This is a genomic window from Solwaraspora sp. WMMA2059 (assembly GCF_027497315.1).
Taxonomy (GTDB): domain Bacteria; phylum Actinomycetota; class Actinomycetes; order Mycobacteriales; family Micromonosporaceae; genus Micromonospora_E.
The window spans coordinates 2,593,568-2,618,569 of the sequence record NZ_CP114908.1; the positions used below are offsets into that span (position 1 = coordinate 2,593,568).

Genomic DNA, 25,002 nt, shown 5'->3' on the forward strand with positions numbered 1-25,002 from the left:
TCACCGTTGCCGCTGCTGGTCGTCGTGGCCGCGCAGCGAACCGGCGTGGGCGCGGGCGGTCGGGTCGCGGTGGACCTTGACCAGGCTGGCGACGACGGTGACGGTGAGGATCACCAGGATCAGCCCCAGCGACACCGGGGTCTGCACCTCGGGGACCCGGTCGTCGAGGGTGTGGCCCCAGTGCAGCACCAGCTTGACGCCGATCAGCGCCAGTACCAGCGCCAACCCGGTGGACAGGTAGACCAGCCGGTCCAGCAGGCCTTTCACCAGGAAGAACAGGGCCCGCAGCCCGATCAGGGCGAAGGCGTTGGCGACGAAGACGATGTACGGCTGCTGGGTGACACCGAACACGGCGGGGATCGAGTCGAGGGCGAACAGCAGGTCGGTGCTGCCGATCGCGACCAGCACGATGAACAGTGGGGTGACGACACGGCGACCGTCGAGGCGGGTGACGAGCCGCCCGTCGACGTAGTCAGGTGTCACCGGCAGCACCCGGCGGGTGGCGCGGACCAGCACGTTGTCGTCGACCTGCGGGTCCTCGTTGCGGTGCCGGAACAGCTGCACGGCGGTGAAGATCAGCAGCAGGCCGAAGACCAGGAACATGAAGGAAAACAGGTTCAGCAGGGTGGCGCCGGCGGCGATGAAGATCGCCCGCATGACCAGCGCGGCGATGATGCCGAAGGTGAGCACCTTGTGCTGGTGCTCCTCGGGAACGGCGAAGGTGCTGATGATGATGACGAAGACGAACAGGTTGTCGACGGACAGGCTCTTCTCCACCAGGTAGCCGGCGAAGTACTCGGTGCCGTAGTCGCCGCCGGCCCAGGCCATGAACACCAGGCCGAACACGACGGCGACCGCGACGTAGAACACCGACCAGGCGACCGCCTCACCGAACCCGACGGCGTGCGGTCGGATCGCCGCTACCGCCAGGTCGAGGGCGAGCAACGCGATGATGACGACGAGCGTGACGGCCCACACGCCCGGGCCGATCTCCAGCGAACCCATGTCAGAGATCGTGCACCTGTCGGCGGCGTCGCGCGCGCCGACACACGGCATTGGTGGACAATCCGGGACGTTGCGCTACGATGCCCGGCCGCCGGGTGATGCGCGGACGCGCAGGCTCGGTTGCTCATGGCCGCCGGCCCGCCCGGGCGACGGGACTCAGGTCCGGCTGAGCAGTTCCAGGTGCCGGTGGGCGTCGGCGGCGATGTCGGTGCCGACCAGCCAGCGTCGGGTCCACAGCCGGGCCGCCACCTGGGCGGCGTCGGTCTCGTCGGAACCCGCCGCTCCGGCGGCGGTGTCGTCGGAACCCGCCGCGTCGGTGCCGCGACCGGGCCCGTCGGCCAGGTCGACGAGCAGCGCGGCGGCCAACGTGTACGCCGTCCGCAGCGCCAGCGGGCGCGCGCCGGCTGCCGTGTCGGCCCCACCCGGGTCGGCCGCGACCCGGGCCAGGTCCGTACGCAGCCGCCCGGCGGCGTCGGTGAGCGCCGCGGCCACCTCGGGGTCGGCGGCGGTGGCGGCCGCCCGGTCGACCCGGGCCAGCAGCGGCCCGGCGGCCTTTTCGCGGGTCACCGCCCGCAGCGCGTCCAACGCCAACACCGTGGTGGTGCCCTCCCAGATCGGCAGCACCTGGGCGTCACGCAGCAGCCGGGGCGCGCCGGTGTCCTCGACGTAACCAGCGCCGCCGAAACATTCGACGTACTCGCTGGCGGCGGCGACCGCGAGCCGGCCGGTGGCGAGCTTCGCCAGCGGTGCGGCCAGCCGCAGTTCGGCCGCCGGGTCCACCTCGGCGGTGGCGTCCGGTCCGCCGGGTGTCGACCGGCCGGCGACGCCGGCCTCGACCTGTCCGAGCAGGTCGAACACGTGGCCGGCGAGGACGAACGCGCCGGCGGCGTCGACGGCGAGGGTGCCGAGCAGGCCACGGTGCGCCGGGGAGTCGACCAGCCGGCCGCCGGCGACCCGGCGGGCGGTGGCGTAGGCGTGCGCGTACGCCAGACCGCGGCGCATCCCGCTGGCCGCAGCGGAGGCGTTGTGCAGCCGGGTCACCACCACCAGGGTCATCGCCCGGGCCAGGCCGGGCCGTGCGGGGTCGCCCAGCGGCAGCGCGTACGCGTCGCGCAGGCCGACCTCGGCGGTGGGCAGCGCCCGGGTGCCGAGCTTGTCCTTGAGCCGGTGCACCCGCACGCCGGGGGCGGGTGCGTGCGGGTCGGTGCCGGCGGCGGCCAGCGGCGAGTCGGCGGCGTAGCGGGGCACCAGGAACGGCACGAGCGTGCGGCTGCCGCCGACGGCGCCGACCGGGCGGGCCAGGGCGACCGCGACCGCCGAGTCGATCGCGGAGCAGAACCACTTCTCGCCGGTCAGCCGCCAACCGTCGCCGCCGTCGTCGTCGGGGCGCGCCACGGTGGTCGACCCGGACAGGTCGGAGCCGCCCTGGGCTTCGGTCATCCACTGGCCGCTGGTGATCGCGGCGGCGGGGTCGGTGGCGGTGAGCCGGGGCAGCCAGGTGTCGCGGACCGCCGGGTCGACGTCGGGGTGGCGCAGCAGCGCGGCGGCCCCGTCGGCCATCGCCACCGGGCAGGAGAACGTCGCCGACTCCGGCGCGTACAGGTGCAGCAGGGCGTGCTGCACCACCCGGGCGTCCGGGCCGAAGGCGGCGCGGGTGTCGGCGCGGTACGGCAGCGCGACCAGGGCGTGCCGGGCGGCGGCGGCCCGTAGCCGCTGCCAGCCGGCACAGGTGTCGACCCGGTCGACGCGCCGGCCCCACGGGTCGTAGCGGACCAGCCGGGGCGGGTGCTGCTCGGCGTCGGTGTGCGCGGCCCGCAGCGGGCCGGTGACGTCGGCGGCGAGGGCGGCCAGCCGGGGCCGGGCGGCGGTGTGCGCGGCCGGGTCGATCCGGCGGCGCAGCCACCGGTCGAGCAGCCAGTCGGTGCGGTACGGGTCGCCGGGGGCGGGCACAGGTTGGACGTACCGGTCCACGATGATCGATCCTCCTCGCCACGCACAGCCGTTACTACCCGACGGTAACCTGTGGTGGGTTTCGCTGGCAGCGTGACGGTCTTCCGCGTCGTCGGGCCGGACGGCACAGTGGTGGTATGCGACTGCTGATGCTGGGCGGCACCGGGTTCGTCGGCCGGTGCGTCGTCGAGGACGCGCTGGCCCGCGGCTGGGCGGTCACCCTGCTGCACCGCGGCCACCGGCCGGCGCCGGCCGGCGCGCAGGTGCTCGTCGGCGACCGGACGGTCGCCGACGGTCTCGCCGCGCTGCGCACCGGTGACTGGGACCTGGCCGTCGACACCTGGGCCGGCGCGCCGTCGGTGGTCCGCGACGCGGCCCGGCTGCTACGCGACCGGGTCGGGCACTACACGTACGTGTCGAGCCGCTCGGTGTACGCGTACCCGCCGCCGGCCGGGCTCGACGAGACCGGGCCGCTGGTCGACGCCGACGCCGACGACGGCGGCGACGTCACCTACGCCCGCGCCAAACGCGGCGGTGAACTCGCCGCGGTCGCCGCCTTCGGTGACCGGACGCTGCTGGCCCGGGCCGGGCTGATCCTCGGCCCGTACGAGGACGTCGGTCGGCTGCCGTGGTGGCTGCACCGCGTCGCCCGGGGCGGCGACGTGCCCGCCCCCGGGCCGCCCGACCTGCCGCTGCAGTACGTCGACGCCCGGGACCTGGCGGCCTGGCTGCTCGACGCGGCCGCCGCCGGTGTCGGCGGGCCGGTCAACGTGGTCAGCCCGCGCGGCCACACCACGATGGGCGAGCTGCTGACCCACTGCGTCGACGTGACCGGGGCGTCCACCCGGCTACGCTGGGTCGACCCGGCGGTGGTGGCCGCCGCCGGTGTCGCGCCCTGGACGGAGCTGCCGATCTGGCTGCCCCCGGGTGAGCTGCACGACGCGCTGCACCACGGCGACGTGTCCCGGGCACTGGCCACCGGGCTGCGCTGCCGGCCGGCGGCCGAGACGGTGGCCGACACCTGGGCCTGGCTGGCCGGCGTGGACCATCGTCCGGCGCTGCGGACCGACCTGCCGCCGCTGGGGCTCGACACAGGTCAGGAGGCCGCGCTGCTCGCCGCCGCCGAACCGGATCCGTCCGCCAGTTGACGGGGTCGGCTAGCCGGGGCCGAGGTCACCGGTGCGGTGGTGCCGCCGGCACAGCACCTGGTACCGCACCTCGGAGTGGTCGACGGTGTCACCGATCACCACCTGCTCGCCGTGGCGGGCCACCACACCGTCGACCACGCGGGCGTTGAGCAGGCCCTGCCGGCCGCACCAGCAGAGCACCTCGACCTGGATACGGCACACCTCGTCGGCGATCTCGAACAGCCGCTGCGCCGCCGGGAACAGCACCGACCGGAAGTCACTGGCCAGCCCGAACGCGAACACGTCGACGTCGTAGCCGTCGACCAGGTCGGCCATCTGCCCGACCTGGTCGACGGTGTAGAAACACGCCTCGTCGCAGATCAGATAGTCGACCCGGGTGCCGTCCGCCCACCGGCCGCGCACCAGCGCCACCAGGTCCAGGTCGTCGGTGACCTCGATCGCCGAGTGGGCCAACCCGATCCGGGTGGTCACCTGCGGCCCCATCGACCGGTCGTTGCGGGTCAGCACCAGACCCCGGCGGCCCTGCCGGGCGTGGTTGTGGTCCATCTGCAGGGCCAGCGTCGACTTGCCGCAGTCCATCGGACCCCAGAAGAACTTCAACGCCGCCCCGTGCCGCAGCCGCCCGTCCCCGGCGGCCAGGCAGGCGGTCGCCAACGCGGACTGGTCGCCGCCGCCCGGCCCGGCCGTCCTCGGCTGACTGTCGTCGGTCACGACCGGGCAGCTTACTAGCCGTTACCGCCGGCACCGGCGGCCCGGGTCGCGATGTCGGGTCAGGCGGCGTTGTCGGGTCGACCCGGGCCGGGCGGCGATGTCGGACCACTGTGGCAGGATCTGCCGCCATGTTCCCCCGCACCTGGACCCTCACCCACATCGAACGTGTCATCCGTACCGCCTGGTCCGCCGACACCTGCGATCCCGCCGACCTGGCCGACTGGCACGCCGGCAACCCGGCCCGCGGCCAGTGCGGCGTCACCGCGCTGGTGCTGCACGACCTGCTCGGCGGTGAGCTGCTGGTCGGGGAGGTCAGCGCCGGCGGGCGACGGACCGGCCAGCACTGGTGGAACCGGCTCGGCGTGGTCGAGATCGACCTGACCCGCGACCAGTTCGGCCCGCACGAGCGGATCAGCAGCGGTACGGTCGTCGACCGGCCGGACGGTCCGCCGCGCCGCTGCCGCGAACAGTACGAGACGCTGCGTACCCGGGTGTTGAAGCAGCTCGGCGCCGACACGACGGTGGCGGCCGGCCGATAGCATCCCCGCCGGCGGCGTACGCACGCCGGCGCAATCCCGGGAGAGGACATCAGGACCGTGAACGGACCGGTACGGCTCGCCGTCGACCTGGGCACCACACACACCGTCGCGGTGGTCCGCCGTGGCGACGAGCCACCCCGGCCGCTGCTGTTCGACGGCACTCCGCTGCTGGCCTCCGGGGTCTGTATCGACGCCGCCGGTGGCGTCCACAGCGGACGTGACGCGCAGCGGTTGGCCGCCGGGGAGCCACACCGGTTCGAGCCGCACCCGAAACGGCGCGTCGACGACGGCTCGGTGCTGCTGGGTGACCGGGAGCTGCCGGTCACCCAGCTGCTGGCGGTGACCCTGCGCCGGGTCGCCGCCGAGGCCGCGACCGCCGGTGTGCATCCGGCCGGCGGCACCGTGCTGACCTGCCCCGCCGACTGGGGCGCCCCGCGTCGGGACCTGCTGCGCGCGGCCGCCACGGCGGCCGGGCTGGGCCCGGTGCGGCTGCTCGACGAGCCGATCGCGGCCGCCACCTACTGTGTCCGGGTGCTGGGCCGGCAGGTACCGCCGGGTGGCACGCTGGCCGTGTTCGACTTCGGCGGCGGCACCCTCGACGTGGCGGTGGTCCGCAACGAGCCTGCGGTAGGTGGAGCCGGCGGGCTGCGGGTGCTGGCCACCGGCGGGCTTGACGACCTCGGCGGGCTCGACATCGACGAGGCGCTGGTCGCCCACCTTGGCCACCTGGTCGCGGTCCGCGACCCGCAGCTGTGGCAGCGGCTCAGCCGGCCGGTGACCGGCGCCGACCGCCGTGACCGGCTCGCTTTCTGGTCCGAGGTGCGGGCCGCGAAGGAGATGCTGTCGCGGGCCTCGGCGGCGCCGGTGGCGGTGCCCGGGCGCGACGATCCGATGCATCTGACCCGGGAGGAGCTGGACCGCGTCGCCGGGCCGCTGGTCGACCGGGCGGTCGACGAGACCCGCCGGGTGCTGCAGCTGGCCGGGGTCGCCCCAGCGCGGCTGGCCGCGCTGCTGCTGGTCGGTGGGGCCAGCCGGATGCCGCTGGTCGCCAGCCGGTTGCACGCCCGACTCGGGGTCGCCCCGTCGGTGCCGGAGCAGCCGGAGCTGCCGGTGGCGTACGGTGCGCTGCACCACACGCCGTCGACGGATGTCGCGGCGCCGTCGACCGCCGCTCCGACCGGGCCGGGCCCGACCGCGCCGTACCTTGCGCAGCCAGGCCCACCGGTGCCCGGACCCACCACACCGGCGGCTGGCGGCGATCTGCCGTCGCCGCCAGCACGTCGGCGGCGTCGCGGCCGGGTGGTCGCGGCGGTCGCCGGCGCCGTGGCGGTGACGCTGGCCGCCGGGATCGGCCTGACCAACGGTTGGCTGCTCGACCAGTTCACCGGCGACGGTAGCGGGCCCCGTGACACCAACCTGTTCGGTGGCCTGCTCGGCGACGACGACGACGGCGGCGGGACGGGGGACACCGCGGGCGGCCTGACCGAGATCCACCAGGTGACGTTGCCCGCCGGCACCGGCGGGTCGACGGTCACCGTCGCCGGTGACCTCGCCGTGTACGCGGCGGTCGCCGTCGGCGGCACCACCGTCACCGCGGTACCGGCCGGCGGCGGCGACCCGGCCTGGACCGCCACGGTGGACGTCGAACCGACGCAGGTGCGGCTCACCGCCGCCGGTGGGCTGCTCATCGTCGACGCCGCAGACTCGGCGACCGACGGCGGCGACGACATGCGGGTCGTGCTCGACGCCGCCGACGGCACGGTGCGGTGGAAACGCAGCTGGCAGGACCTTACCGACGTGGTCCGGCTGGGCACCGACGTGATCGTCGAGATCAAGGACGGCATTTTTGACAACGCGGTCGCCCGGATCGACCTGACCACTGGGGAGCAGCGGTGGCGACGCGAGGCCCCCGACGATGACCTGCTGGTCCTCGACGCGTCCCGGATCCGGGCGGCGACCCGGTGGACCGGCACGGAAGGTGTCGAGGACGCCGGGGTGCTGCCGCCCGCCGGGTACGGGCTGCGGGACAACCGGTACGCCGAGCCGGGCCGTGTCGTCGAGCTGAGTGAGGGCAGCGGCCGGGGGTTCGTGCTGGACACCGGCGACGGCGACCCGATCGCCAGCGGCGACCTGCCGCTGGACCACGACGCGTGGACCGTCTACGAAGGACTCGCGATCGGCCGGCTGTCCGACGGCGCGTCGCCGGGACGGGCTGTGCTGGCCGCGTACGACCTCGACGGTTTCACCCGCGCGTGGGAGGTGCCGCTGCCGGCCGGTGACACCATCGAACTGGTCAAACCGTGCGGGGAGCGACTGGTGTGCGCGGCGGTCGACGGCGGCACGTACCGCACGATCGCCGTCGACATCGGCACCGGCGACGAGAAGTGGAACCGCACAAGTGAGTTCGGATTCGAGGACAACTGGTACGCGGCGCCGGCCGGGCTCGTCTTCGGTGACCAGACGTTCGACACAGTTGACGACTTCTGCCTGCTCGACGAGGACGGCGGGGAGATCACCGCCGCCGACGACACCCGGTCGGCGGCGGCGGTGGCCGACGGCTGGGTGGTGGTGCTGGGCCACCGCATCGACACGGCGTCGAGGACCGCCGTGCCGCAGGTGTCCGTGTGGGACGCGGCGACCGGTCGACGGACCGCACCGGTCGACGTCGGCACTGACCTGGTGGACAACCGGGTGACACACGCGGTGGTCAGCGGCGACACCGTCGCGGTGGTCACCGCCGACCATCAGGTGCGGGTGCTGTCCGTGACCGGGCTCGGCTGAGTGGGCGGCCGTCGGGCCGCCCACTCAGGCCACGGTCAGTAGACGTTGACCCCGTACGCCGACAGCGCCTCGGCCACCGGCTGGTGGTAGGCCCGGCACTCGGCCCGGTTGCTGCCCGAGTGCAGACCCAGTGCGGTGCTGCCGGCGAACACCGCGCCGCCGCTGTCGCCCTTGTCCGCGCACAGGCTGGTCTGGAACAGCCCGGTCACCGGACCCGCCGAGTAGTTGACGGTGACGTTGATTGCGACGACCGGGCCGGTGGTGACCCCGGTGGTACTGCCGCTCTTGCTGACCGTCTGCCCCACATACGGGTTCCCGGCGCCGGTGATGTCCCGCAGCGTCCCGTCGTACAGATTGACCGCCCCGGGCCGGTTGACGGTGGTGTCGACCCAGCGGACCAGGCCGAAGTCGTCACCGGGGAAGCTACTGGCGACCGTGGTGCCGGCGTTGGTGACCCCGTCGACCATCCACTGCGTACGCGACTCGGTGCAGTGCCCGGCGGTGAGGAATCCCGGCCGGCCGGCGCTGTCGTACACGTTGAACCCGAGCGAGCAGCGGCCGTTGGAGTAGACCGGGTCGCCGCCGGCGGCGGTGGTCTCCACCGTGCCGGCGACGCGTTCGACGCGGACCGCGTCGCCGAAGCGGGCCGCGACCGCCTCGACCAGCGCCAGCCGGGTACCGGTGACGGTCGCGTCGACGGACACCACGACCTGGTTGCTGACCGGGTCGGCGTACCAACTGCTCCCCGGCACAGCCGCCGACCGAGACAGGGCACCAGTGACCCGGGCCAGATCATCGGCACCACGCTCGACGGTCCGGGCCACCCCACCCGCGGCCCGGACCACCCGGGCGGCCGTCTCATCGGTCACGGTCACCACCAGGTCACCCGTGACCTCGTCCCGGTACGCCCCGGCGGACCGGTCACCCAGCCGGTCGGCCAGCGCCAGGGCGGCCTCACCGCCGAGTTCGGGGGCGGGCCCGGCGGCAGCGGCCGCCGGACTCGCCAGCAGACCACCGACCAGTACGGCGGTGGCGGCCAGCGCGGAGCCGATCTGTCTGATCGGCGTGGATAGATCCCTCACACAGTCCTCCTGCGATCTGGTGAACGTGAGATGTCCGGTCAGGACGGCGATCATCATCGCCGCTGGCGGCGGCGCTGCACACCGTGCCATTGCCCATTTGTGGGCGACTTCCGGCCACGTGCCCGACGCTGACCGGTGCCGCCTCCCCGGGCCGTGGCGAGTGGACCTGCCACAATGGCGACATGGCGCGACCGGACCGGGACTCGTTGTTCGCCGCCGGGGCGGCCGTGGTCGTGGCCGTCGCGGTCGGACTCACCGTGTTCGCCGTCGCGCGGCAGTTGAACATGGGACAGCGGTGGACCGCGCTGGTGGTCATGGGGCTGGGCGCCACCTCGATCGCTGTGGTGCTGTGGGGGGCGTTGTCGACGCCGCAACGGCGTGGCCGGGAGGCGGACGACGGTGGTGACATCCGGTCCCGCCTGGCCGGGCATGTCCCGTTGCTCGGCTCGACGGCGCTGTTGACCGCCGCAGTGGTGCTGAACGAGGTGGCCCGGCGCGGGTGAACGGGTCGCCGTACCGGTGGGCATACTGGTAGCGCTGCTGACCAGTGCACCCGGAGGGCATGATGATCATTGACGTCGCGCAGATCGAGGCGGCGGCGCGGCGGATCGCCGACCATGTGGTGCGGACGCCGACGGTGCCCAGCCCCGGCCTGTCCGGGCTGCTCGGCGTACCGGTGACGGCGAAGCTGGAGCTGCTGCAGCGTACCGGGTCGTTCAAGGCGCGGGGCGCGGCGGCGAAGCTGCTGACCCTCGACGACGGGCAGCGGGCGGCCGGCGTGGTGGCGGTCAGCGGCGGCAACCACGGCATCGCGGTGGCGGTGATGGCGCAGGCCCTGGACGTGAAGGCGACGGTGGTGATGCCGCGTTCCGCGCCGGAGCGGGCGGTGGAGGTCGCCATCGCCGCCGGGGCGACGGTGCGGGTGGTCGACACCATGGACGAGGCGTTCGACCTGACGGCGCGGTTGCGGGCCGACGGGCTGGCGATGGTGCATCCCTTTGACGACCCCGTGGTGGTCGCCGGGCAGGGCACCGTCGGTCTGGAGTTGGCGGCTGACGCGTTCGCCGACGACCGGACGGCACCGACGGACGTGCTGGTCAGCGTCGGCGGCGGCGCGTTGATCTCCGGGGTGGCGGCCGCGCTGCGGGCCCGCCGGCCCGGCATCCGGGTCTGGGGGGTGGAGACCGACGGCGCGTCGGCGATGGCGCAGGCCTGCGGGCACGGCGGCCCCGTGCCGGTGAAACTGTCGTCGATCGTGTCGACGTTGAGCGCGCCGACGGTGTCGCAGCTGACCTACGACCACGTCACCGGACTGGTCAGCGACGTGCTGGTGGTGTCGGACGCGGAGGCGGTGCGCGGCAGCCTGGACCTGGCCGAGCACGCCAAGGTGTGGGCGGAGCCAGCGGCCGGGTGCCTGCTGCCGGCCGCCCGCCGGGTGATCGAGCGGGTCGGCCCGGACGTCCGGCTCGGCCTGGTGGTCTGCGGCGGCAACGTCACCGTCGCCGATCTGACCGGTTGGGCCCGTCGGTTCAACCTGACCGGCTGATCCGACGGGCCGGGCCCGTCACCGGTGCCGGTCAGTACACCCGGGCGTTGTACGCCGCGAGCACCTCGGTCACCGGCTGGTGGAAGGAGATGCACGCGCCGACAACTCCGCCGGAGTGCAGGCCCAGGGCTGTGTTGTGGGCGAACACCGCGCCGCCGCTGTCACCACCGGCGGTGCACAGATTGGTCCGGAACAGCCCGTTCACCGCGCCGGCCGAGTAGTTCGCCGTGACATTCACAGCGTTCACCGACCCCCGGGTCAGCCCGGTGGTACTGCCGCTGGCACCGACCGCCTGCCCGACGTACGGGTTGCCGGCCCGACTGATGTCACGGGTGCTGCCGTTGTACATGTTGACCGCGCCGGGCCGGTTGGCGTTGGGGTTGTCCCAGCGGACCATGCCGTAGTCGTTGCCGGGGAAGCTGCTGGCCACCGTGGTGCCGGCGTTGGCGACTCCGTCGACGGTCCGGGCCACCCCACCCGCGGCCCGGACCACCCGGGCGGCCGTCTCATCGGTCACGGTCACCACCAGGTCACCCGTGACCTCGTCCCGGTACGCCCCGGCGGACCGGTCACCCAGCCGGTCGGCCAGCGCCAGGGCGGCCTCACCGCCGAGTTCGGGGGCGGGCCCGGCGGCAGCGGCCGCCGGGCTGGCCAGCAGACCACCGACCAGTACGGTGCCGGCCGCGCGCCGATCCGGCGGATCGACAGGGGTGGCACGATCATGCGTCCTCCTGCGGGAATCGATCCGTCCGATCTGGATGGATCGATCCTCGTGTCAGCCGGGTTGCTAATACACCAGGCGGTTGCCTACACATCGACATCCGTCGGCGCGCCGGGCCAGTGGCGCAGCGACGCGTCGAGTGCGTCCAGGATGCGGGGCCAGCTGTCCTGCGGGTCTGGGTCGCTGTGGCTGAACCCGCCGGCGGCCGCCAGGTCGAGGTAGCCGTGGATGGTGGCGCCGATCAGCCGTACCGCGTGGGTCTGTTCCTGTTCGGGCATCCGGTAGCCGTGCAGCACGGCGCGCAGCAGCCGGGTGTGCCGGCCGCCGGCGCTGGCTGCGGCGGTGGCCGGGTCGAGCCGCAGCCGGGCGGCGGCGTAGCGGCCGGGGTGCTCGCGGGCGTAGTCGCGGTAGGCGTCGGCGAGCCCGGCCAGCGCGTCCCTGCCGGACCGGCCGGCGACGGCGTCGGCGGCCCGGTCGGCGAGCTCGGCCAGGGCGAGCAGGGCGATCCGGGTCCTCAGGTCGTCGGAGCCGCGGACGTGCGCGTACAGGCTGGCCACGGCGACGCCGACGCGGCGGGCCAGCGCGGAGACGGTCACCTGGTCGAAGCCGATCTCGTCGGCCAGCTCCGCGCCGGCCGTGGTCAACCGCTGCACGTTCAGTCCGGCCCGCGCCATCCGTACCGCCTCCTCCGTCGAACCGACACTGATTATGCGTTTGCCTAATACCTTTAGGCAAAACTAGCCTGGCCGGTATGACACCACTGACCGAGCAGGAGATCCGCGCCGCGTTCGTCAACTGCACCAAGGGAGAGACGAAACGCCTGTACGTGCCGCGTGACCTCGCCGGCCGGCCGTGGGACGACCTGGACTTCCTCGGCTGGCGCGACCCGCAGTCGCCGGCCCGTGCCTACCTGGTCACCGAGCTGGCGGGCCGTCCGGCGGCGGTTGCGTTGCGCTGCCCCGATCCGGCCGCCCGCCACCTGCGGCGCTCCATGTGCTCGATCTGCCTGACCGCGCCGCAGGCCGGGGTGTCGTTGATGGTCGCGCCGAAGGCGGGCCGGGCCGGCCAGCAGGGCAACTCGGTCGGCACCTACCTGTGCGGCGACCTCGCCTGCTCGCTGTATGTGCGCGGCAGGAAGGACCCGGGGCCGGGCGCCAGGCTGCCGGAATCACTGACCCTGCAAGAAAAGACCGCCCGGACCCGGGCCGCCGTCGCCGCGTTCGTCGCCAAGGTGACCGGCTGACAGCTTCTACCGCAGCGTCGCGGCCCGGCGGCGGTGCGACAACGTGACGTGGTGGTGCGCCCCGGCGTGCCCGGCCGGGTCGGTGTGCACGGTCGCCGACACCAGCCGGGGTACGGCGTGGGTGAGCTGGTGTTCGGCGTCGGCGGCCACCTCGTGCGCGGCGAGCAGGCTCAGGTCGGCGTCGACGACGAGGTCGGCTTCGGCGTGCAGCCGGTGGCCGATCCAGCGCAGCCGTACCGCTGTCACGTCGCGGACGCCGGGCACCGCGCGCAGGGTCGTTTCGGCGATGTCGACCAGGGCCGGGTCGACGGCGTCCATCAGCCGCCGGTACACCTCGCGGGCGGCGTCACGCAGCACGTACCCGATCGCGACGGTGATCGCGAGGCCGACCAGCGGGTCGGCCCACTGCCAGCCGGCCGCCGCGCCCCCGGCTGCGGCGACGACGGCCAGTGAGGTGAATCCGTCGGTACGGGCGTGCAGCCCGTCGGCGACCAGCGCGGCCGAGCCGATGCGCCGGCCGACCCGGATCCGGTAGCGGGCAACGATCTCGTTGCCGGCGAAGCCGACGACCCCGGCGGCGGCCACCCACGGCACGTGGGTCATCGACGTCGGGTGGATCAGCCGGTCGACGGCGGTCCAGCCCGCGGCGATCGCCGAGCCGGCGATGACGACCACGATGACGACGCCGGCGAGGTCCTCGGCGCGGCCGAACCCGTACGTGTAGGCGCGGGTGGCGGCGCGCCGGCCGATCAGGAACGCGATCGCCAGGGGTACGGCGGTGAGCGCGTCGGTGACGTTGTGCAGGGTGTCGCCGAGCAGCGCCACCGAGCCGCTGGCGGCGACGATGACGGCCTGGGCGGCGGCGGTGGCGGCGAGGACCGCCAGGGAGATCCACAGGGCGCGGAGTCCGTCGCGGGACGCTTCGAGGGAGTCGTCGACCTTGGCGGCGGTGTCGTGGGTGTGCGGGGTGAGCCGGTGCAGCGCCCGTCGCCACCGGGCCCGCCGCACCGGATGCCGGTGACCGTGCGGGTGGTGGTCGTGACGGTGGTGGTCGTGGTCCATGGCGATGGCAGAATACGTGCTCATGTACGCACGCGACAACGCTGCAGGTGCCACGGATGGGCAGCAGCAACCGACCGGCGCCCATGTCGACACGGCGGTGACCGCGCTGAAGATGCTGGCCGACCCGACCCGGCTACGCCTGCTGTGGCAGCTGCGCGGCGGCGAACACGACGTCGGCACCCTCGCGGCGGCGGTCGGCGCCGCCCGCCCCGCCGTGTCGCAGCACCTGGCGAAACTGCTGCTCGCCGGCCTGGTCGCCAGCCGCCGTGACGGCCGCCGGGTGCTCTACCGGGCACGCGGCGGCCACGTCCGCCGCCTGGTCACCGAGGCCCTGTACGCCGCCGACCATTACCTGACCGGAACCCCCGACCACGACTGATCCCACATTGCCGGCTGGCCCGGCCGGCTAGAACGAGTGTCGGCCGACGTCGACGGCTGACTAGCATCACCGGCCGTGGATGACAGACGGTGGCGGGATCCGCAGTGGTTGGCCTGGGTGCGGGACTGGATCGACGGCCGGCTCGCCGCGGTGCAGCTCGACCTGGCCGACGACGTCGACGACCTGCTCGCCCTCGGCGTGCCCGACCGGCGGCTGGCCACCCTGCCGCAGGCGTACGCACGGATCATCGACGCCGTCGGCGCCGAGCGACGGTTCCGCGACGCGGCACCGATGGTGGCCGACCTGTGCGCCGAGCTCGCGCAGTACGGGCTGCCGGAGCTGCTGCAGCACGACGACCTGCACGACGCGCAGGTCTTCGTCCGCGACGGCCGCCACCTCATCATGGACTGGGGCGACGCCTGCGTGTCGCACCCGTTCCTCACCCTGTCGGTCACCCTCGACGGTGGGCTGGCGTGGGGGCTCGACGACGTGCGGGACTCGGTCGACACCGCGCCGTTCCGGGACGCCTACCTGGCGCCGTACGCCGAACGGTTCACCGGCGACCTGGTGGCCGCGACCCGGGTGGCATCGCGCCTGGGCTGGGTGTGCCGCGCGGTCAACGGGCACCTGCCCGGCGACGACAAGCAGACCCTGACCCGGCTGCGGATGTTCCTCGACGGCCGACCGTAGCCCTCCGTACGACACGCGAGGCCGACTGAATACGGCAAGGAAGCAACCGTTCCTCGCCGTATTCAACGTATATCGCATAGGGGACCTTGCGGCAAGACCCGGGTCGCGGCGCAGAATGTGCGACCGAAGCCGTCAGCTGCGAAAACGCGCGGATTCACGTACGTGTGTCCGCTGATCGACGCTGCCCGGATGGCTGATCGCAGAAATGGGGGAACCGAATGTTCGACGTCATCATTGCCGGCAGTGGGCCGACCGGTGTGATGCTGGCCAGCGAGTTACGGCTGCACGGCGTGTCCGTACTCGTCGTGGAAAAGGACACGGAGCCGACCAGCCACGTCCGCGCGGGCGGCCTGCATGTGCGCAGCATCGAGATCATGGACCAGCGTGGCCTGCTGGACCGGTTCCTCGCGTACGGCCAGCGGTATCCGTTCGGCGGCTTCGCCGGCATCGACAAACCCGCGCCGGACCGGCTGGACACCGCGCACGGGTACGTGCTCGCCATCCCGCAACCCGTCACCGACCGCCTGCTGACCGAACGCGCCACCGAACTCGGTGCCGAGATCCGGCGCGGCTGCGAACTGGTCGGCCTGCGCCAAGACGACGGTCAGGTGACCGCGGAACTGGCCGACGGGACCCGGCTGCGTTCGCGCTACCTGGTCGGCTGCGACGGCGGCCGCAGCACGGTGCGCAACCTGCTCGGCGTCGCCTTTCCCGGCGAACCGACCCGGGTCGACACCCTGCTGGGCGAGATGACGGTGGCCGTAGCGCCGGAGACCGTCGCCGCCGTGGTCGCCGAGGTCCGCGTCACCGAGAAGCGGTTCGGGGCCGCGCCGCTGGGCGACGGCGTGTACCGGCTGGTGGTGCCCGCCGCAGGGGTGGCCGCCGACCGTAGCGTCGCACCGACCATCGAGGAGTTCGCCCGGCAACTGCGGGTGACCGCCGGCACCGACTTCGGCGTGCACTCACCGCGCTGGCTGTCCCGGTTCGGTGACGCCACCCGGCTTGCGCAGCGCTACCGGGTCGGCCGGGTCCTGCTGGCCGGCGACGCCGCGCACATCCATCCGCCACTCGGCGGCCAGGGCCTCAACCTCGGCATCCAGGACGCGCTCAACCTCGGCTGGAAACTCGCGGCCGAGGTCGCCGGCTGGGCGCCCGGCGGGCTGCTCGACAGCTACCACACCGAACGGCGCCCGGTGGCGGCCGCCGTGCTGGACAACACCCGGGCGCAGATGGAACTGCTGTCCACCGAGCCGGGCCCGCAGGCGGTGCGCCGGCTGCTCGCCGAGCTGATGGACATCGAGGAGGTCAACCGCCGCCTGATCGAGAAGGTCACCGCCATCGGGATCCGCTACGACGTCGGCGGCGAGGACGGCGACGGCGGTGGCGGCTCAGCCCACGACCTGCTCGGCCGGCGGCTGCGCGACGTAGCGCTGACCGGCGGCCGCCGCCTGTACGAGCTGACGCGTGGCGGCCGTGGACTGCTGCTCGACCAGACCGGCCGGTTGTCGGTCACCGGCTGGGTGGACCGGGTCGACCACGTCGTCGACGCCAGCGACGACCTGGACGTAGCCGCCGTCCTGCTGCGTCCCGACGGCCATGTGGCCTGGGTCGGCGACGACCAGCAGGATCTGCTCCACCACCTGCCCCGCTGGTTCGGCGTAGCCGACAACCGGCTCAGGCCCGCCGCGTCGACACCGTAGGGCCAGCTCGCGACGGGATCGCCCGCTACCCTGTATGACGTGAGACGCAGCGAAGCCGAGGGTGGCATCGTGCCGTACCTGGCTCGGCCGGGTCGTCGCGCGGCAGTCGTTGCTGACCTCGCGCAGCTGCGCGGACCAGTCAGTGGCGTCGTCGAGTTGCCGCATCGGCTGCACTGGCAGCCCGACCGCCGGGTCAACCTCGACAACCCCGCACTGCTGCGGTGGATGTACGAAACCGTCCTGGTCGAGGCGGTCACCCCGGTCGAGCTGGTCACCTGGCTGCACGGCCCGACGCTGGTCCGGCTCTGGCCGGACCTGTGGGTTCCACGTGGCGTCAGACAGGCCTGGGAGCAACGGCACCCGCAGCTGCGCAGCGCCCACCAGCCCGCCGCCGCGTGACATCAGAGGAGTTCCAGGCCGAGGTGGCACGGCTGGCGCTCGCCGTGGCCCAGCGACACGGCTTCGCGTTAGCAGGCGGACACGCGCTGATCGCATACGGCGTGGTGGACCGGCCGACCGAAGACGTCGACCTGTTCACGGACCAGTCCGGTGGGGTCACCGCGGCTGCCGACCTGGTGATGTCGACCCTGAGTCGTGCTGGACTGCACGTCGAGGCGGTCACGGATTCAGCCGACCTCGGCGACGTCTTCGACGGTTTCGAGCATGATCTCGTCGAGTGCGAGGTGCGTCGCGGGGACCAGACGGTGCGGCTGCAGATGGTGCGGTTCGACCGGCACCACCAGCCGGTCATGATGCAGATCGGGCCGGTGCTGCACCTTGATGACGTGGTTGCCTCAAAGGTGGTGGCACTCGCTACCCGGGCTGCCCCTCGCGATTACATCGATACTGCCGCCGCCCTAGCCCGCTACTCCAGAAATCGGCTGATCCAGCTCGCCCGGCAGGCGGATTCTGGTCTGACCGAGGAGGACTTCACCGATGCCATGCAGCGGCTGGACCGGATGGACGACGCCGTCTTCCGCGAGATCTATGGGCTGACCGCGACACAGGTCAACGAGATTCGCCACTGCTTCTCCACCTGGCCGAGGTTTGCGCCCTGACCCAAGCGGGCAGGCGGCCCGGTAGGTTGGGGCTGTCTCGGTGAGCGGCCACGTACGCATGGTCAGGTGGCCGGTCCACCGTGGCGCTGAGCGGACAGGGGAGGCCCCTCGGGTGAAGATCATCGCGTTGTCCTGCACACAGAAGCGTCTGCCGTCGCTGACCGACGCGCTGCTCGAGGCGGCGATCAGCGGTGTCGTCCGGGAGGTCAGCGACGCGCGGATCCAGCGGATCCGGTTGATCGACCATCGCATCGCGATGTGCGAGGGCGAGGACACCTGCCTGGACCCCGAGGTGGGTCGGTGCACACTCGACGACGACTTCGCGCAGGTCGTCGACCTGGCCGAGGGCGCGCAGGCGATGCTGCTCGCCATGCCCGTGTACGCGGGCAACGTACCGGCGGTGTTGAAGATCTTCCAGGAGCGGTTGAAGAGTTTCATGAACGCCGGGCAGCGCCCGTTCGGCAACCTGCTGGTGGGGACGATCGTGCATTCGCGCACGATGCTGACCGAGCCCGCGCTGGGTTCGTTGTTCCCGTGGTACCTGCGGCTACGGAACAGGAACGTGGCGTCGGCGTGCGTCGCCCAGGGCGAGCATCAGGACCTGACCCGTACCGCGGCGGTCGACCTGTGTGTGGCGGTGGGCCGGCAGCTCGCCATGACACTCGACGTCAGCCGGTCACCGGCGGACGCGCGGACGGCGTTGCCGGTGGTTCAACCGCCGGTCCGGCCCCGCTGCGGCGACCCGGCCGCGTCGTCGCCTTCCGGCGGGTGAGCGGACTCCGCGCGCCAGGTGCACCCGTCGCCGGCCTGGTCGCACGACACCGTGACGTCCGGTTCCACGTAGCGGGCGGCGATCGCCGTGTTGAGTTTCTGGCAGTACGGGCACGGCGACGAGAACGTCAGCACGACGCCGGCGCGGGCGGCCCGTCTGCGGTACCGAAGGATCCCGCAGTCGGCGTTGCGCAGGACGGTGCCCGAGGGTTGTGGCTCGCGGGTCACCGCCGAGTCGTACAGCAACAGTTGACGCTGCAGCCGGGTCATGAAGTGGTCGGTGGCGGACACTCCGGCGGGCCGTTGCGCCCGCAGCAGTTCCGCGGTGATGCGCGAGTTTGCCTGGATCCACGCGGCCAGGCCTTCCTCGCCGTGTTCTCCCAGGATGAACTCCTCTGCGGCCGCCTGGGCCTCGAAGAACCGTTGGCGCCACAGGTCGACCTTCTCGGCCGGGTCGAGTGCGGACGGTTCACTGGTCATCGTCCGGGTCCTTCCCGGTGACGCCGTCCAGCTCGGCGAAGACCTCCTGGGCGACGCGCAACCCGTTGTTGGCGACCGGCCAGCCACCGTAGTAGGCGAGCTGAATAATGACTTCGACGATTTTCTCCCGCGACATCCCGAGGTGCATGGCGGCACCGATGTGGCCGCGCAGCTCCCAGTCGGTGCGCGCCAGCGTGACCGCGGTCAACGCGACCAGTTCGCGTTCCTCGACGCTCAGGTGCGGGCGGGTCCAGATCTCGCCGAACAGGTGGTCGACGGTGATCTGCAGGAACTCCGGGTAGGAACCGGGGCGCGGTTCGCGGCCGAAGACCTGCTGGAACATGGCCTCGCCCCGGTCACGTCGGGCAGCCGGCCGGTCCATGTGATCAACTCCTTCGGGTCGGTGGGACAGCGGTCGTCGGTCGAACCGTGGTCAACGTCCACGCCGCCGCGAAGGCGACGACCAGCAGCGCGGCGCCGCTGCCGAAGGCGGCCGCAGCGCCCGCCTGCTCGGCGACGAGCCCGACGACGACCGGGCCGACGACGGCGCCGACGTCGGTGCACATCGAGAAGACGGCGACGCCGCTGCCGGCCCGGCCGGCGACGACGTCACCGATCAGCGCGGCCGGCGCGGCGTTGAGCAGAGCTGATCCCGCCGCGTACGCGCAGAGTCCGACGACGAGCCAGGGGTAGGTGTCCACGAACACCAGGGCGGTGATCGCCGTCGCGGCCACCCCGGTGCCGGCGATCATGGCGGGGCGCCGCCCGGCCCGGTCGACGACCCGGCCGGCCGGGACGATCAGCAACGCCTGGACGACGGCGGAGATGGTGAACGCCCACCCGACCCAGGCCACGTCGTGTCCCCACGCGACGACCACCGTGGGCACCAGCGCGCTGCGTAGTCCGAAAAGGACCCAGCCCTGCGCCAGCGCCGCCGTACAGGCCACCAGGTAGCGCCGGTCCCGCAGCAGGACCGGCAGCCGGACTGCGGCACGGCCCGGGTCCGTGCCGTGGCGCGCGTCGGTCCGCAGCACCGCCAGGGTCAGCACCGTGGCGGCCAGCAGCAGCGCGGCGTACACCAGGAACGGCGCGGACAGGGCGATGAGCGCGAGCAGCCCGCCGAGCGCGGGCCCGCAGATGCCGCCGAGCAGGAAGCCGGCCTCGAACACGGCGCTGGCCCGGCCCCGCTGGTCGGCGGGGGCGACCGCCAGCAGTGTCGCCAGCGCGGACACCGAGAACAGCACCGAGCCGACGCCGCCGAGGCCGCGGAACACGAGCAGCTGCCCGTACGATCCGGCGAACGCCGCCAGGGCCGAGCAGACCGCGCACAGCAGCAGGCCGGCGACCAGGACCCGCCGTTCGCCGAACCAAGCTGCGAGCCGGCCGCAGAACGGGCTGGTGGCCAGCCGCATCAACGCGAACAGGGCGACGAGCGCGCCGATCTGGGCGGGCCCGGCCCCGAACGTCGCCGCGTACACCGGGAGCACCGGCAGCACCAGTCCCAGGCCCAGCATGACGCAGCCACCGACGACGCTGAGGACGTACACCTCGCGGGGCAGACCCGGCGGCCCGAAGGCGGCGACGGGTGGGGCGCCGCCCGGGGTGGCCGCCGTCACTGGCCGGTCACAGGATGATGCTGAGCTTGCCGTGCTCGTACAGCGTCTCGTGGTCGAGCACGACGAGCCGGCGGCGGACCCGGAACATCCCGCCGTCGACGACGAGTTCGAACCGGTACTTGCCGACGTACGCGTCGGAGCGTCCGTGCCCGAACCGGTGCACGACGACGTTCGCCGCCACGTCGAGGTGGGTGCCCCGGTCGGCCAGGATCTCCACGTTTGTGATCATCCGGTTGGTCCGCGACCGGGGGTTCTCGCACCACACCTCGCCGTTGAGTAGCTGTTCGATGCGCTGGCGCAGCCGGGCGGCGTCGTCGTCGATGAGCCCGAGCGCGTCGGCCGTGTCGCCCCGCACGTCGGTGGCCGGCACCGAGTAGCGGATGTCGGCGGTCAGTATCTCGTCGTACCACTGGCGCAGCCGCCACTCGTCGAGCAGCCGCGCCTCCCGGAAGAGGAACTGGCTCACCCGGTGCCACAGCCGCACCTGGGCCTCGTCGTCGACCGTCAGCTCGGTGATCATCGTCGTCACGCCCCTTGCATCAGCCGGTCCCACTGCCGCCAGAACTCGCGGGCGGGAAGCTCGTCGGTGGTCTCCGGGACCGCCTTGTTCATGCCGCGCGACAGGTCCGAGTAGCGGACCGCGCGGTTGAGGTACCCCCGCTGGCACGACTCGATGATCTCGATGTCGTCGGGGGTGGCGAAGCCGGCGGGACCGAGGAACGTCAGATAGTGGCTCTTGCGCAGTTCCCGGATGTCGGGGTCCTCGTCTCGGGGGGCCAGGGCGACCGAGGTGATCGCCATCTGGTCCGCGCCGACCGGGTCGATCTTGCGGATGGTGATCGCGATCGCGTCGATGATCATGAGGTTGGGGAAGATCAGCAACGCGCGGTTGGTGCCGGTGATCCGTTCGGCGCGTTGCGCGCCGAACCGGTCGACGAACCGGGCGGCCGTCGCCTCGATCCGGGGCCGCACCTCGGCGCCGAACATCGGCGTCCAGTAGGCGAGCGGGCGGGCCGCCGCCGGTGGCAGCTCGTTGGCGCCGTGCCCCAGCCCGAGGGCGCGGCCGAAGCCGCCCCGGCGTCGCGGTGGCACCGACCCCAGCGACTCCATGTAGCTGACGTACCGCTTGTGCAGGGCCCGGAAGTGGTAGATGTCGACGCTGTTCTCCATCATCAGCTTCCAGTTGGCCCGGGCACCGTGCAGCTGGGCACCCTGGATCACCTCCATCCCGACCTCGGACTGGTCGTCGATCAGGTCGAGGTACTCCGTGGCACCCGCCAGGTACTCGGTCAGGGTGCGCGGCTGCTCCGGGTCGAAGGTGACGAAGACGAACCCCCGGTAGCTGTCGCTGCGGTGCCGCGCCAGGCCGAAGTCCGCCTTGCGGAAACCGGGCCCGTACCCGTCCGGGATCGGGACGCCGACCAGGTCGCCCTGGTTGGAGAACGTCCAGTCGTGGTAAGGACACCGGAACGACCGGGCCTGCCCGGCCGGCTGTGAGCAGATCAGCGCCCCGCGGTGGGTGCAGCTGTTCGCGAACACCCGGACCACTCCGTCGGAGCCGCGTGTCATCACCACTGGGCGCCCGCCGACGTCGCGTGCCACGTACGAGCCCGGCCCGGGCACCTCCGACTCGTGCCCGACGTACAACCAGCAGCGATCGAAGATCCTGGTCGTCTCCTGCGCTGCCAGGTCGTCGTCGGTGTAGGCGCGACGGTCCACCTGGAACGAGAGCCGTTCGAGATCGTCCACCACGATCGGGTCGACCACCGGCCGCTGCAGTTCGATCGTCACCGTTGCCCCTCCCGTTGAAGCGTCTCGATCGTGCCGATGACCAGCTCGGCGGTGCGCGCGGCGGAGTCGCCGCACTGCGGCCGCGCCGCGCGCAGCCGGGCCCGGTAGTCCCGGGCGGGGTCGAGCAGATCAGTGACCGCGTCAGTGACCGCCTGCTCGGTGACGCCCGCCGGCTCCAACGCCGTGCCGAAGCCCGCGCTGTCCACGAAGTACGCCTGGATGGGCTGGTCAACGGCCAGCGGGATCACCAGCATCGGGGTCTGCGCACGGATCGACTCCGCCACCGAGTTGTATCCGCCGTGGGTGATGAACACGTCGGCGCGTTCGAGCACCTCGCGTTGCGGCAGGTACGGGGCGGTGAGCACGTCGTCGGGCAGCGCCAGCTCCTCGGTGAGGTCGCCGACCGACGCGATCACCTGCGCCCCGGTCGCCGCCGCTCCGGTGATCACCGTACGCAGCAGGTCCGGCCGTCGGTAGAAGATCGTGCCGAAGGAGACGTACACCAGCGGACGGTCGGGGTCGATCCGGTCCAGGCGGGGGAAGGTGACCTCGTCGCCGCGGGCGCCCGCCGCACCGGGCAGGCCGACCAGCTGCACCCCGTCGTCGGTGACCGCGTCGTCGCCGACCAGGGCGGGGATCGTCGGCATCAGATTGAGAATCGGTGAACGCGCCGAATGGGTACGCATCGACCACATCACCCCGTGCCTGGTCAGATAGTTACCGACTTGTTCGTCGTACAGCCAGCGACCGCGCCGATGGGCAGCGGGGCACACCCCACCCAGATTGGCCCAGATCATCCCGTACGGCACGCCGGACGCATGTGTGCCGACCATGGCCGACGCGGTGACCGGCAGCGAGTCGACGAGCACGAAATCCGGTGCCGTCGCGCGCAGTACGTCGGCTGTCTGCTCGGCCACCGGCGACAACTGCAGCATCGGGCCGATCTTCGCCGGATCGTCGCTCCACGGTGCCATCTCGACCTGCCCGACCGCGTGCACCTCCGCCTTGCCCAGGGCCTGGCCGCGCTGCTCGTCGAGCACGCCACCGTCGGCCGACAACAGCAGCAACGCGACGTCACTGCCGGCGGACTGAAGCGCATTGACCACGGGAATGTACGGATTCAGGTGGCCGTGTTGAGTGGTGGTGAGCAGGGCGACACGCATCGAATCTCTACGCATTTCCACCATCGCTGAGGAGGAATATCGACTGCCATCAGGCGGTTTCGCAAAGCCTGCCGCGATGCGCGATCGATGTCAATACCTAGCAACCGGTCGCCATCGACGGCAGCCCGCCGGGGAGACTCTCATAGCCGCGCAGCACGTCCTCGTGACGAGGCGTCCCTCCGTCGCCCCGTCCCTTGCCTGGTCAACGCCTTCATGCGGGACCGACCTGCCGGGATCCTGGGCCGCGACCAGGCACAGCAGAGGCGCAAGGTCGGAGCGAAAGGCGAGATAGACGCCGGAACGGACAACCGCCGGCCTGGTCGGAAAACCGCCGATCTCGACCGGATCCACATGCAGGGTGACGGTCACCCAAAAATCGCGGAATGCGTCGAAAACGCCGGCCATCCGTTTAGTCGAGCAGGCGGGCGGGATAGTCGACAGGTCACTGATCGCCGCCATCACCGCGTATGTTCCGGCCACGATGCGATCGGGAGAAATCGGCAGCGGCCGAGCGGCGCCGGTCATGGGTCCCTCGATGACGGGTGATGAGCCGTCCCGATCGGCTTGGCGTCGTTGCCGTCGACCGGCGGAAGATCCACGCGGGACAGGGCTGGACCTGCTTAGTCGATATATGTAGAGTTTGGCCATGCCGCGCCGACCGAACAGCTCACCGCAGACCCTGCGGATCTTCGCCTGCTTCCTGGCCGCGCCCGACGACTGGCGCTACGGCTACCAGCTCAGTAAGGAAACCGGCCTGGCCAGCGGGTCGCTCTATCCGATCCTGATGCGCCTGACCGAGCAGCACCTGCTGGAGGCGCAGTGGCGGGAACCAGCCAGCCCTGGCCGGCCACCCCGGCACGTGTACCGGCTCACCACCGACGGCGCGGCTCTCGCGCGGACCCGGCTGGCTGAAGCCCAGCACAACGAAGCCGCCAACGCCCAGTCCCGCCGCCGCGCCACCGGCCACGCCGCGCCCGCGCCCCGCCCGACCATCCAGGAGGCTTGACGATGCCCAGCTCCAAGCCGGCCCCGCCGCTGACCCCGACGGCCGCCGGCCACAACCCCGTTCGACGGGCCGCTCGGGCAGTTCTGCGCTGGGCGGTACGGCGCGCCACGGCCGGCGTGCTCGTCGTGGCATTGCTCGCCGCCGTGGCACAACAGTGGGTGCTGACCGTCGTGTACGTACCGTCGTGGTCGATGTCGCCGACGATCGATGCGGGGCAGCGGATGCTGGTCGACCGGGTGGCGTACCGGGTCACCGGCGTGGACGTCGGCGACGTCGTCGTGCTCGACCCGGTCGACCGGGCCCGGACCATGCGGGTGATCGGCCTACCCGGCGACGAGCTGACCTGCCGCGACGGCCTGGTGTACCGCAACGGTGCCGCGCTGGACGAGCCGTACCTGCCGGCCGGCACCTACACCGAATGCACGCCGGTGACCGTGCCCGCCGGCCAGGTGTTCCTGCTCGGCGACCACCGAGACGGCGCATTTGATTCGCGGCACGATGGACCGTGGCGCCTCGACGACGTCACCGGCCGGATGGTGGCCCGGCTACCGAACTGAGGA

Annotated in this window: 29 protein-coding genes; 14 read left to right on the forward strand and 15 right to left on the reverse strand. The window is 72.5% G+C overall.

Features of this window, described 5'->3' with window-relative positions; genetic code table 11:
- Positions 1 to 1,005 (reverse strand): TerC/Alx family metal homeostasis membrane protein, encoded by a 1,005-nt coding sequence (locus O7553_RS11930; protein WP_281554854.1) that lies wholly within the window; start codon positions 1,003 to 1,005, stop codon positions 1 to 3.
- Positions 1,006 to 1,161: 156 nt separating this feature from the next.
- Positions 1,162 to 2,976, reverse strand: a complete 1,815-nt coding sequence (locus O7553_RS11935; RefSeq protein ID WP_281554855.1) for an acyl-CoA dehydrogenase family protein — start codon at positions 2,974 to 2,976, stop codon at positions 1,162 to 1,164.
- A gap of 116 nt (positions 2,977 to 3,092) precedes the next feature.
- On the opposite strand from O7553_RS11935, the gene O7553_RS11940 reads away from it, so the two are divergent.
- The gene (locus tag O7553_RS11940) at positions 3,093 to 4,103 is read left to right on the forward strand and encodes a reductase (protein ID WP_281554856.1); all 1,011 of its coding nucleotides are present in this window, start codon (positions 3,093 to 3,095) and stop codon (positions 4,101 to 4,103) included.
- A gap of 9 nt (positions 4,104 to 4,112) precedes the next feature.
- On the opposite strand, the gene O7553_RS11945 is transcribed toward O7553_RS11940, so the two are convergent.
- On the reverse strand, positions 4,113 to 4,757 hold the full coding sequence (locus tag O7553_RS11945; RefSeq protein ID WP_281555584.1) for a thymidine kinase: 645 nt from the start codon (positions 4,755 to 4,757) through the stop codon (positions 4,113 to 4,115).
- Positions 4,758 to 4,942: 185 nt separating this feature from the next.
- Here O7553_RS11945 and O7553_RS11950 point away from each other — a divergent pair, with 185 nt between their 5' ends.
- The gene (locus O7553_RS11950; protein WP_281554857.1) at positions 4,943 to 5,353 is read left to right on the forward strand and encodes a hypothetical protein; all 411 of its coding nucleotides are present in this window, start codon (positions 4,943 to 4,945) and stop codon (positions 5,351 to 5,353) included.
- Positions 5,354 to 5,410: 57 nt separating this feature from the next.
- On the forward strand, positions 5,411 to 8,134 hold the full coding sequence (locus tag O7553_RS11955; protein WP_281554858.1) for a hsp70 family protein: 2,724 nt from the start codon (positions 5,411 to 5,413) through the stop codon (positions 8,132 to 8,134).
- Positions 8,135 to 8,169: 35 nt separating this feature from the next.
- Here O7553_RS11955 and O7553_RS11960 read toward each other — a convergent pair whose 3' ends face one another.
- Entirely contained in the window at positions 8,170 to 9,216 is a 1,047-nt protein-coding gene (locus tag O7553_RS11960; RefSeq protein WP_281554859.1) for a S1 family peptidase, read from the reverse strand.
- Positions 9,217 to 9,398: 182 nt separating this feature from the next.
- Here O7553_RS11960 and O7553_RS11965 point away from each other — a divergent pair, with 182 nt between their 5' ends.
- Together O7553_RS11965 and O7553_RS11970 are read left to right on the forward strand one after the other, a co-directional pair.
- The gene (locus O7553_RS11965; RefSeq protein WP_281554860.1) at positions 9,399 to 9,719 is read left to right on the forward strand and encodes a hypothetical protein; all 321 of its coding nucleotides are present in this window, start codon (positions 9,399 to 9,401) and stop codon (positions 9,717 to 9,719) included.
- A gap of 59 nt (positions 9,720 to 9,778) precedes the next feature.
- Positions 9,779 to 10,762, forward strand: a complete 984-nt coding sequence (locus O7553_RS11970; protein ID WP_281554861.1) for a threonine/serine dehydratase — start codon at positions 9,779 to 9,781, stop codon at positions 10,760 to 10,762.
- A gap of 31 nt (positions 10,763 to 10,793) precedes the next feature.
- Here the strand turns inward: O7553_RS11970 and O7553_RS11975 are convergent, their stop codons facing one another.
- The 3 genes from O7553_RS11975 to O7553_RS11980 all read right to left on the reverse strand — a co-directional run bounded on the left by O7553_RS11975 (position 10,794) and on the right by O7553_RS11980 (position 12,157).
- Complete coding sequence (locus O7553_RS11975; RefSeq protein WP_348650076.1) at positions 10,794 to 11,279, reverse strand: S1 family peptidase; 486 nt, start codon at positions 11,277 to 11,279, stop codon at positions 10,794 to 10,796.
- Between the two features lie 2 nt (positions 11,280 to 11,281).
- Positions 11,282 to 11,485 carry a hypothetical protein gene (locus tag O7553_RS30175; RefSeq protein WP_348650075.1) on the reverse strand — a complete coding sequence of 68 codons (204 nt, stop codon included), beginning with the start codon at positions 11,483 to 11,485 and terminating at the stop codon, positions 11,282 to 11,284.
- 84 nt (positions 11,486 to 11,569) lie between these two features.
- A complete protein-coding gene (locus tag O7553_RS11980; RefSeq protein WP_281554862.1) occupies positions 11,570 to 12,157 on the reverse strand; it encodes a TetR/AcrR family transcriptional regulator in 588 nt (195 codons plus the stop codon).
- A gap of 77 nt (positions 12,158 to 12,234) precedes the next feature.
- Here O7553_RS11980 and O7553_RS11985 point away from each other — a divergent pair, with 77 nt between their 5' ends.
- Complete coding sequence (locus O7553_RS11985) at positions 12,235 to 12,726, forward strand: FBP domain-containing protein (RefSeq protein ID WP_281554863.1); 492 nt, start codon at positions 12,235 to 12,237, stop codon at positions 12,724 to 12,726.
- Positions 12,727 to 12,732: 6 nt separating this feature from the next.
- Here the strand turns inward: O7553_RS11985 and O7553_RS11990 are convergent, their stop codons facing one another.
- A complete protein-coding gene (locus tag O7553_RS11990) occupies positions 12,733 to 13,812 on the reverse strand; it encodes a cation diffusion facilitator family transporter (RefSeq protein WP_281554864.1) in 1,080 nt (359 codons plus the stop codon).
- On the opposite strand from O7553_RS11990, the gene O7553_RS11995 reads away from it, so the two are divergent.
- The 6 genes from O7553_RS11995 (at position 13,811) to O7553_RS12020 (ending at position 18,387) form a co-directional block, all read left to right on the forward strand.
- Complete coding sequence (locus O7553_RS11995; RefSeq protein ID WP_281554865.1) at positions 13,811 to 14,167, forward strand: metalloregulator ArsR/SmtB family transcription factor; 357 nt, start codon at positions 13,811 to 13,813, stop codon at positions 14,165 to 14,167. The two genes, O7553_RS11990 and O7553_RS11995, sit on opposite strands and share 2 nt — an antisense overlap.
- 75 nt (positions 14,168 to 14,242) lie before the next feature.
- On the forward strand, positions 14,243 to 14,857 hold the full coding sequence (locus tag O7553_RS12000) for a hypothetical protein (RefSeq protein ID WP_281554866.1): 615 nt from the start codon (positions 14,243 to 14,245) through the stop codon (positions 14,855 to 14,857).
- A gap of 218 nt (positions 14,858 to 15,075) precedes the next feature.
- Complete coding sequence (rox, locus tag O7553_RS12005) at positions 15,076 to 16,557, forward strand: rifampin monooxygenase (protein WP_281554867.1); 1,482 nt, start codon at positions 15,076 to 15,078, stop codon at positions 16,555 to 16,557.
- A 39-nt stretch (positions 16,558 to 16,596) separates the two neighbouring features.
- Positions 16,597 to 16,956, forward strand: a complete 360-nt coding sequence (locus tag O7553_RS12010) for a hypothetical protein (protein WP_281554868.1) — start codon at positions 16,597 to 16,599, stop codon at positions 16,954 to 16,956.
- Positions 16,953 to 17,615: a nucleotidyl transferase AbiEii/AbiGii toxin family protein gene (locus O7553_RS12015; RefSeq protein ID WP_281554869.1), complete on the forward strand. Its 663-nt coding sequence runs from the start codon at positions 16,953 to 16,955 to the stop codon at positions 17,613 to 17,615. Before O7553_RS12010 ends, O7553_RS12015 begins: the two co-directional genes overlap by 4 nt.
- A gap of 112 nt (positions 17,616 to 17,727) precedes the next feature.
- The gene (locus tag O7553_RS12020; RefSeq protein WP_281554870.1) at positions 17,728 to 18,387 is read left to right on the forward strand and encodes an NAD(P)H-dependent oxidoreductase; all 660 of its coding nucleotides are present in this window, start codon (positions 17,728 to 17,730) and stop codon (positions 18,385 to 18,387) included.
- On the opposite strand, the gene O7553_RS12025 is transcribed toward O7553_RS12020, so the two are convergent.
- From O7553_RS12025 to O7553_RS12055, 7 genes are all read right to left on the reverse strand, one after another.
- Positions 18,327 to 18,866, reverse strand: coding sequence for a hypothetical protein (locus O7553_RS12025; protein ID WP_281554871.1), 540 nt, complete (start codon positions 18,864 to 18,866; stop codon positions 18,327 to 18,329). The two genes, O7553_RS12020 and O7553_RS12025, sit on opposite strands and share 61 nt — an antisense overlap.
- Positions 18,856 to 19,248 carry a carboxymuconolactone decarboxylase family protein gene (locus O7553_RS12030; protein ID WP_281554872.1) on the reverse strand — a complete coding sequence of 131 codons (393 nt, stop codon included), beginning with the start codon at positions 19,246 to 19,248 and terminating at the stop codon, positions 18,856 to 18,858. Before O7553_RS12030 ends, O7553_RS12025 begins: the two co-directional genes overlap by 11 nt.
- A gap of 4 nt (positions 19,249 to 19,252) precedes the next feature.
- Positions 19,253 to 20,482: an MFS transporter gene (locus O7553_RS12035; protein WP_281554873.1), complete on the reverse strand. Its 1,230-nt coding sequence runs from the start codon at positions 20,480 to 20,482 to the stop codon at positions 19,253 to 19,255.
- Positions 20,483 to 20,489: 7 nt separating this feature from the next.
- Positions 20,490 to 21,002 carry an aromatic-ring-hydroxylating dioxygenase subunit beta gene (locus O7553_RS12040; protein ID WP_281555586.1) on the reverse strand — a complete coding sequence of 171 codons (513 nt, stop codon included), beginning with the start codon at positions 21,000 to 21,002 and terminating at the stop codon, positions 20,490 to 20,492.
- A gap of 5 nt (positions 21,003 to 21,007) precedes the next feature.
- A complete protein-coding gene (locus O7553_RS12045) occupies positions 21,008 to 22,273 on the reverse strand; it encodes an aromatic ring-hydroxylating dioxygenase subunit alpha (protein WP_281554874.1) in 1,266 nt (421 codons plus the stop codon).
- Entirely contained in the window at positions 22,270 to 23,436 is a 1,167-nt protein-coding gene (locus O7553_RS12050; RefSeq protein ID WP_281554875.1) for a glycosyltransferase, read from the reverse strand. The genes O7553_RS12045 and O7553_RS12050 overlap by 4 nt, the downstream gene beginning before the upstream one ends.
- A 90-nt stretch (positions 23,437 to 23,526) precedes the next feature.
- Positions 23,527 to 23,961, reverse strand: a complete 435-nt coding sequence (locus tag O7553_RS12055; protein WP_281554876.1) for a hypothetical protein — start codon at positions 23,959 to 23,961, stop codon at positions 23,527 to 23,529.
- Between the two features lie 121 nt (positions 23,962 to 24,082).
- On the opposite strand from O7553_RS12055, the gene O7553_RS12060 reads away from it, so the two are divergent.
- Positions 24,083 to 24,442: a PadR family transcriptional regulator gene (locus O7553_RS12060; protein WP_281554877.1), complete on the forward strand. Its 360-nt coding sequence runs from the start codon at positions 24,083 to 24,085 to the stop codon at positions 24,440 to 24,442.
- A gap of 2 nt (positions 24,443 to 24,444) precedes the next feature.
- Positions 24,445 to 24,999, forward strand: coding sequence for a signal peptidase I (gene lepB / locus O7553_RS12065; RefSeq protein ID WP_281554878.1), 555 nt, complete (start codon positions 24,445 to 24,447; stop codon positions 24,997 to 24,999).
- Positions 25,000 to 25,002: the final 3 nt, after the last annotated feature.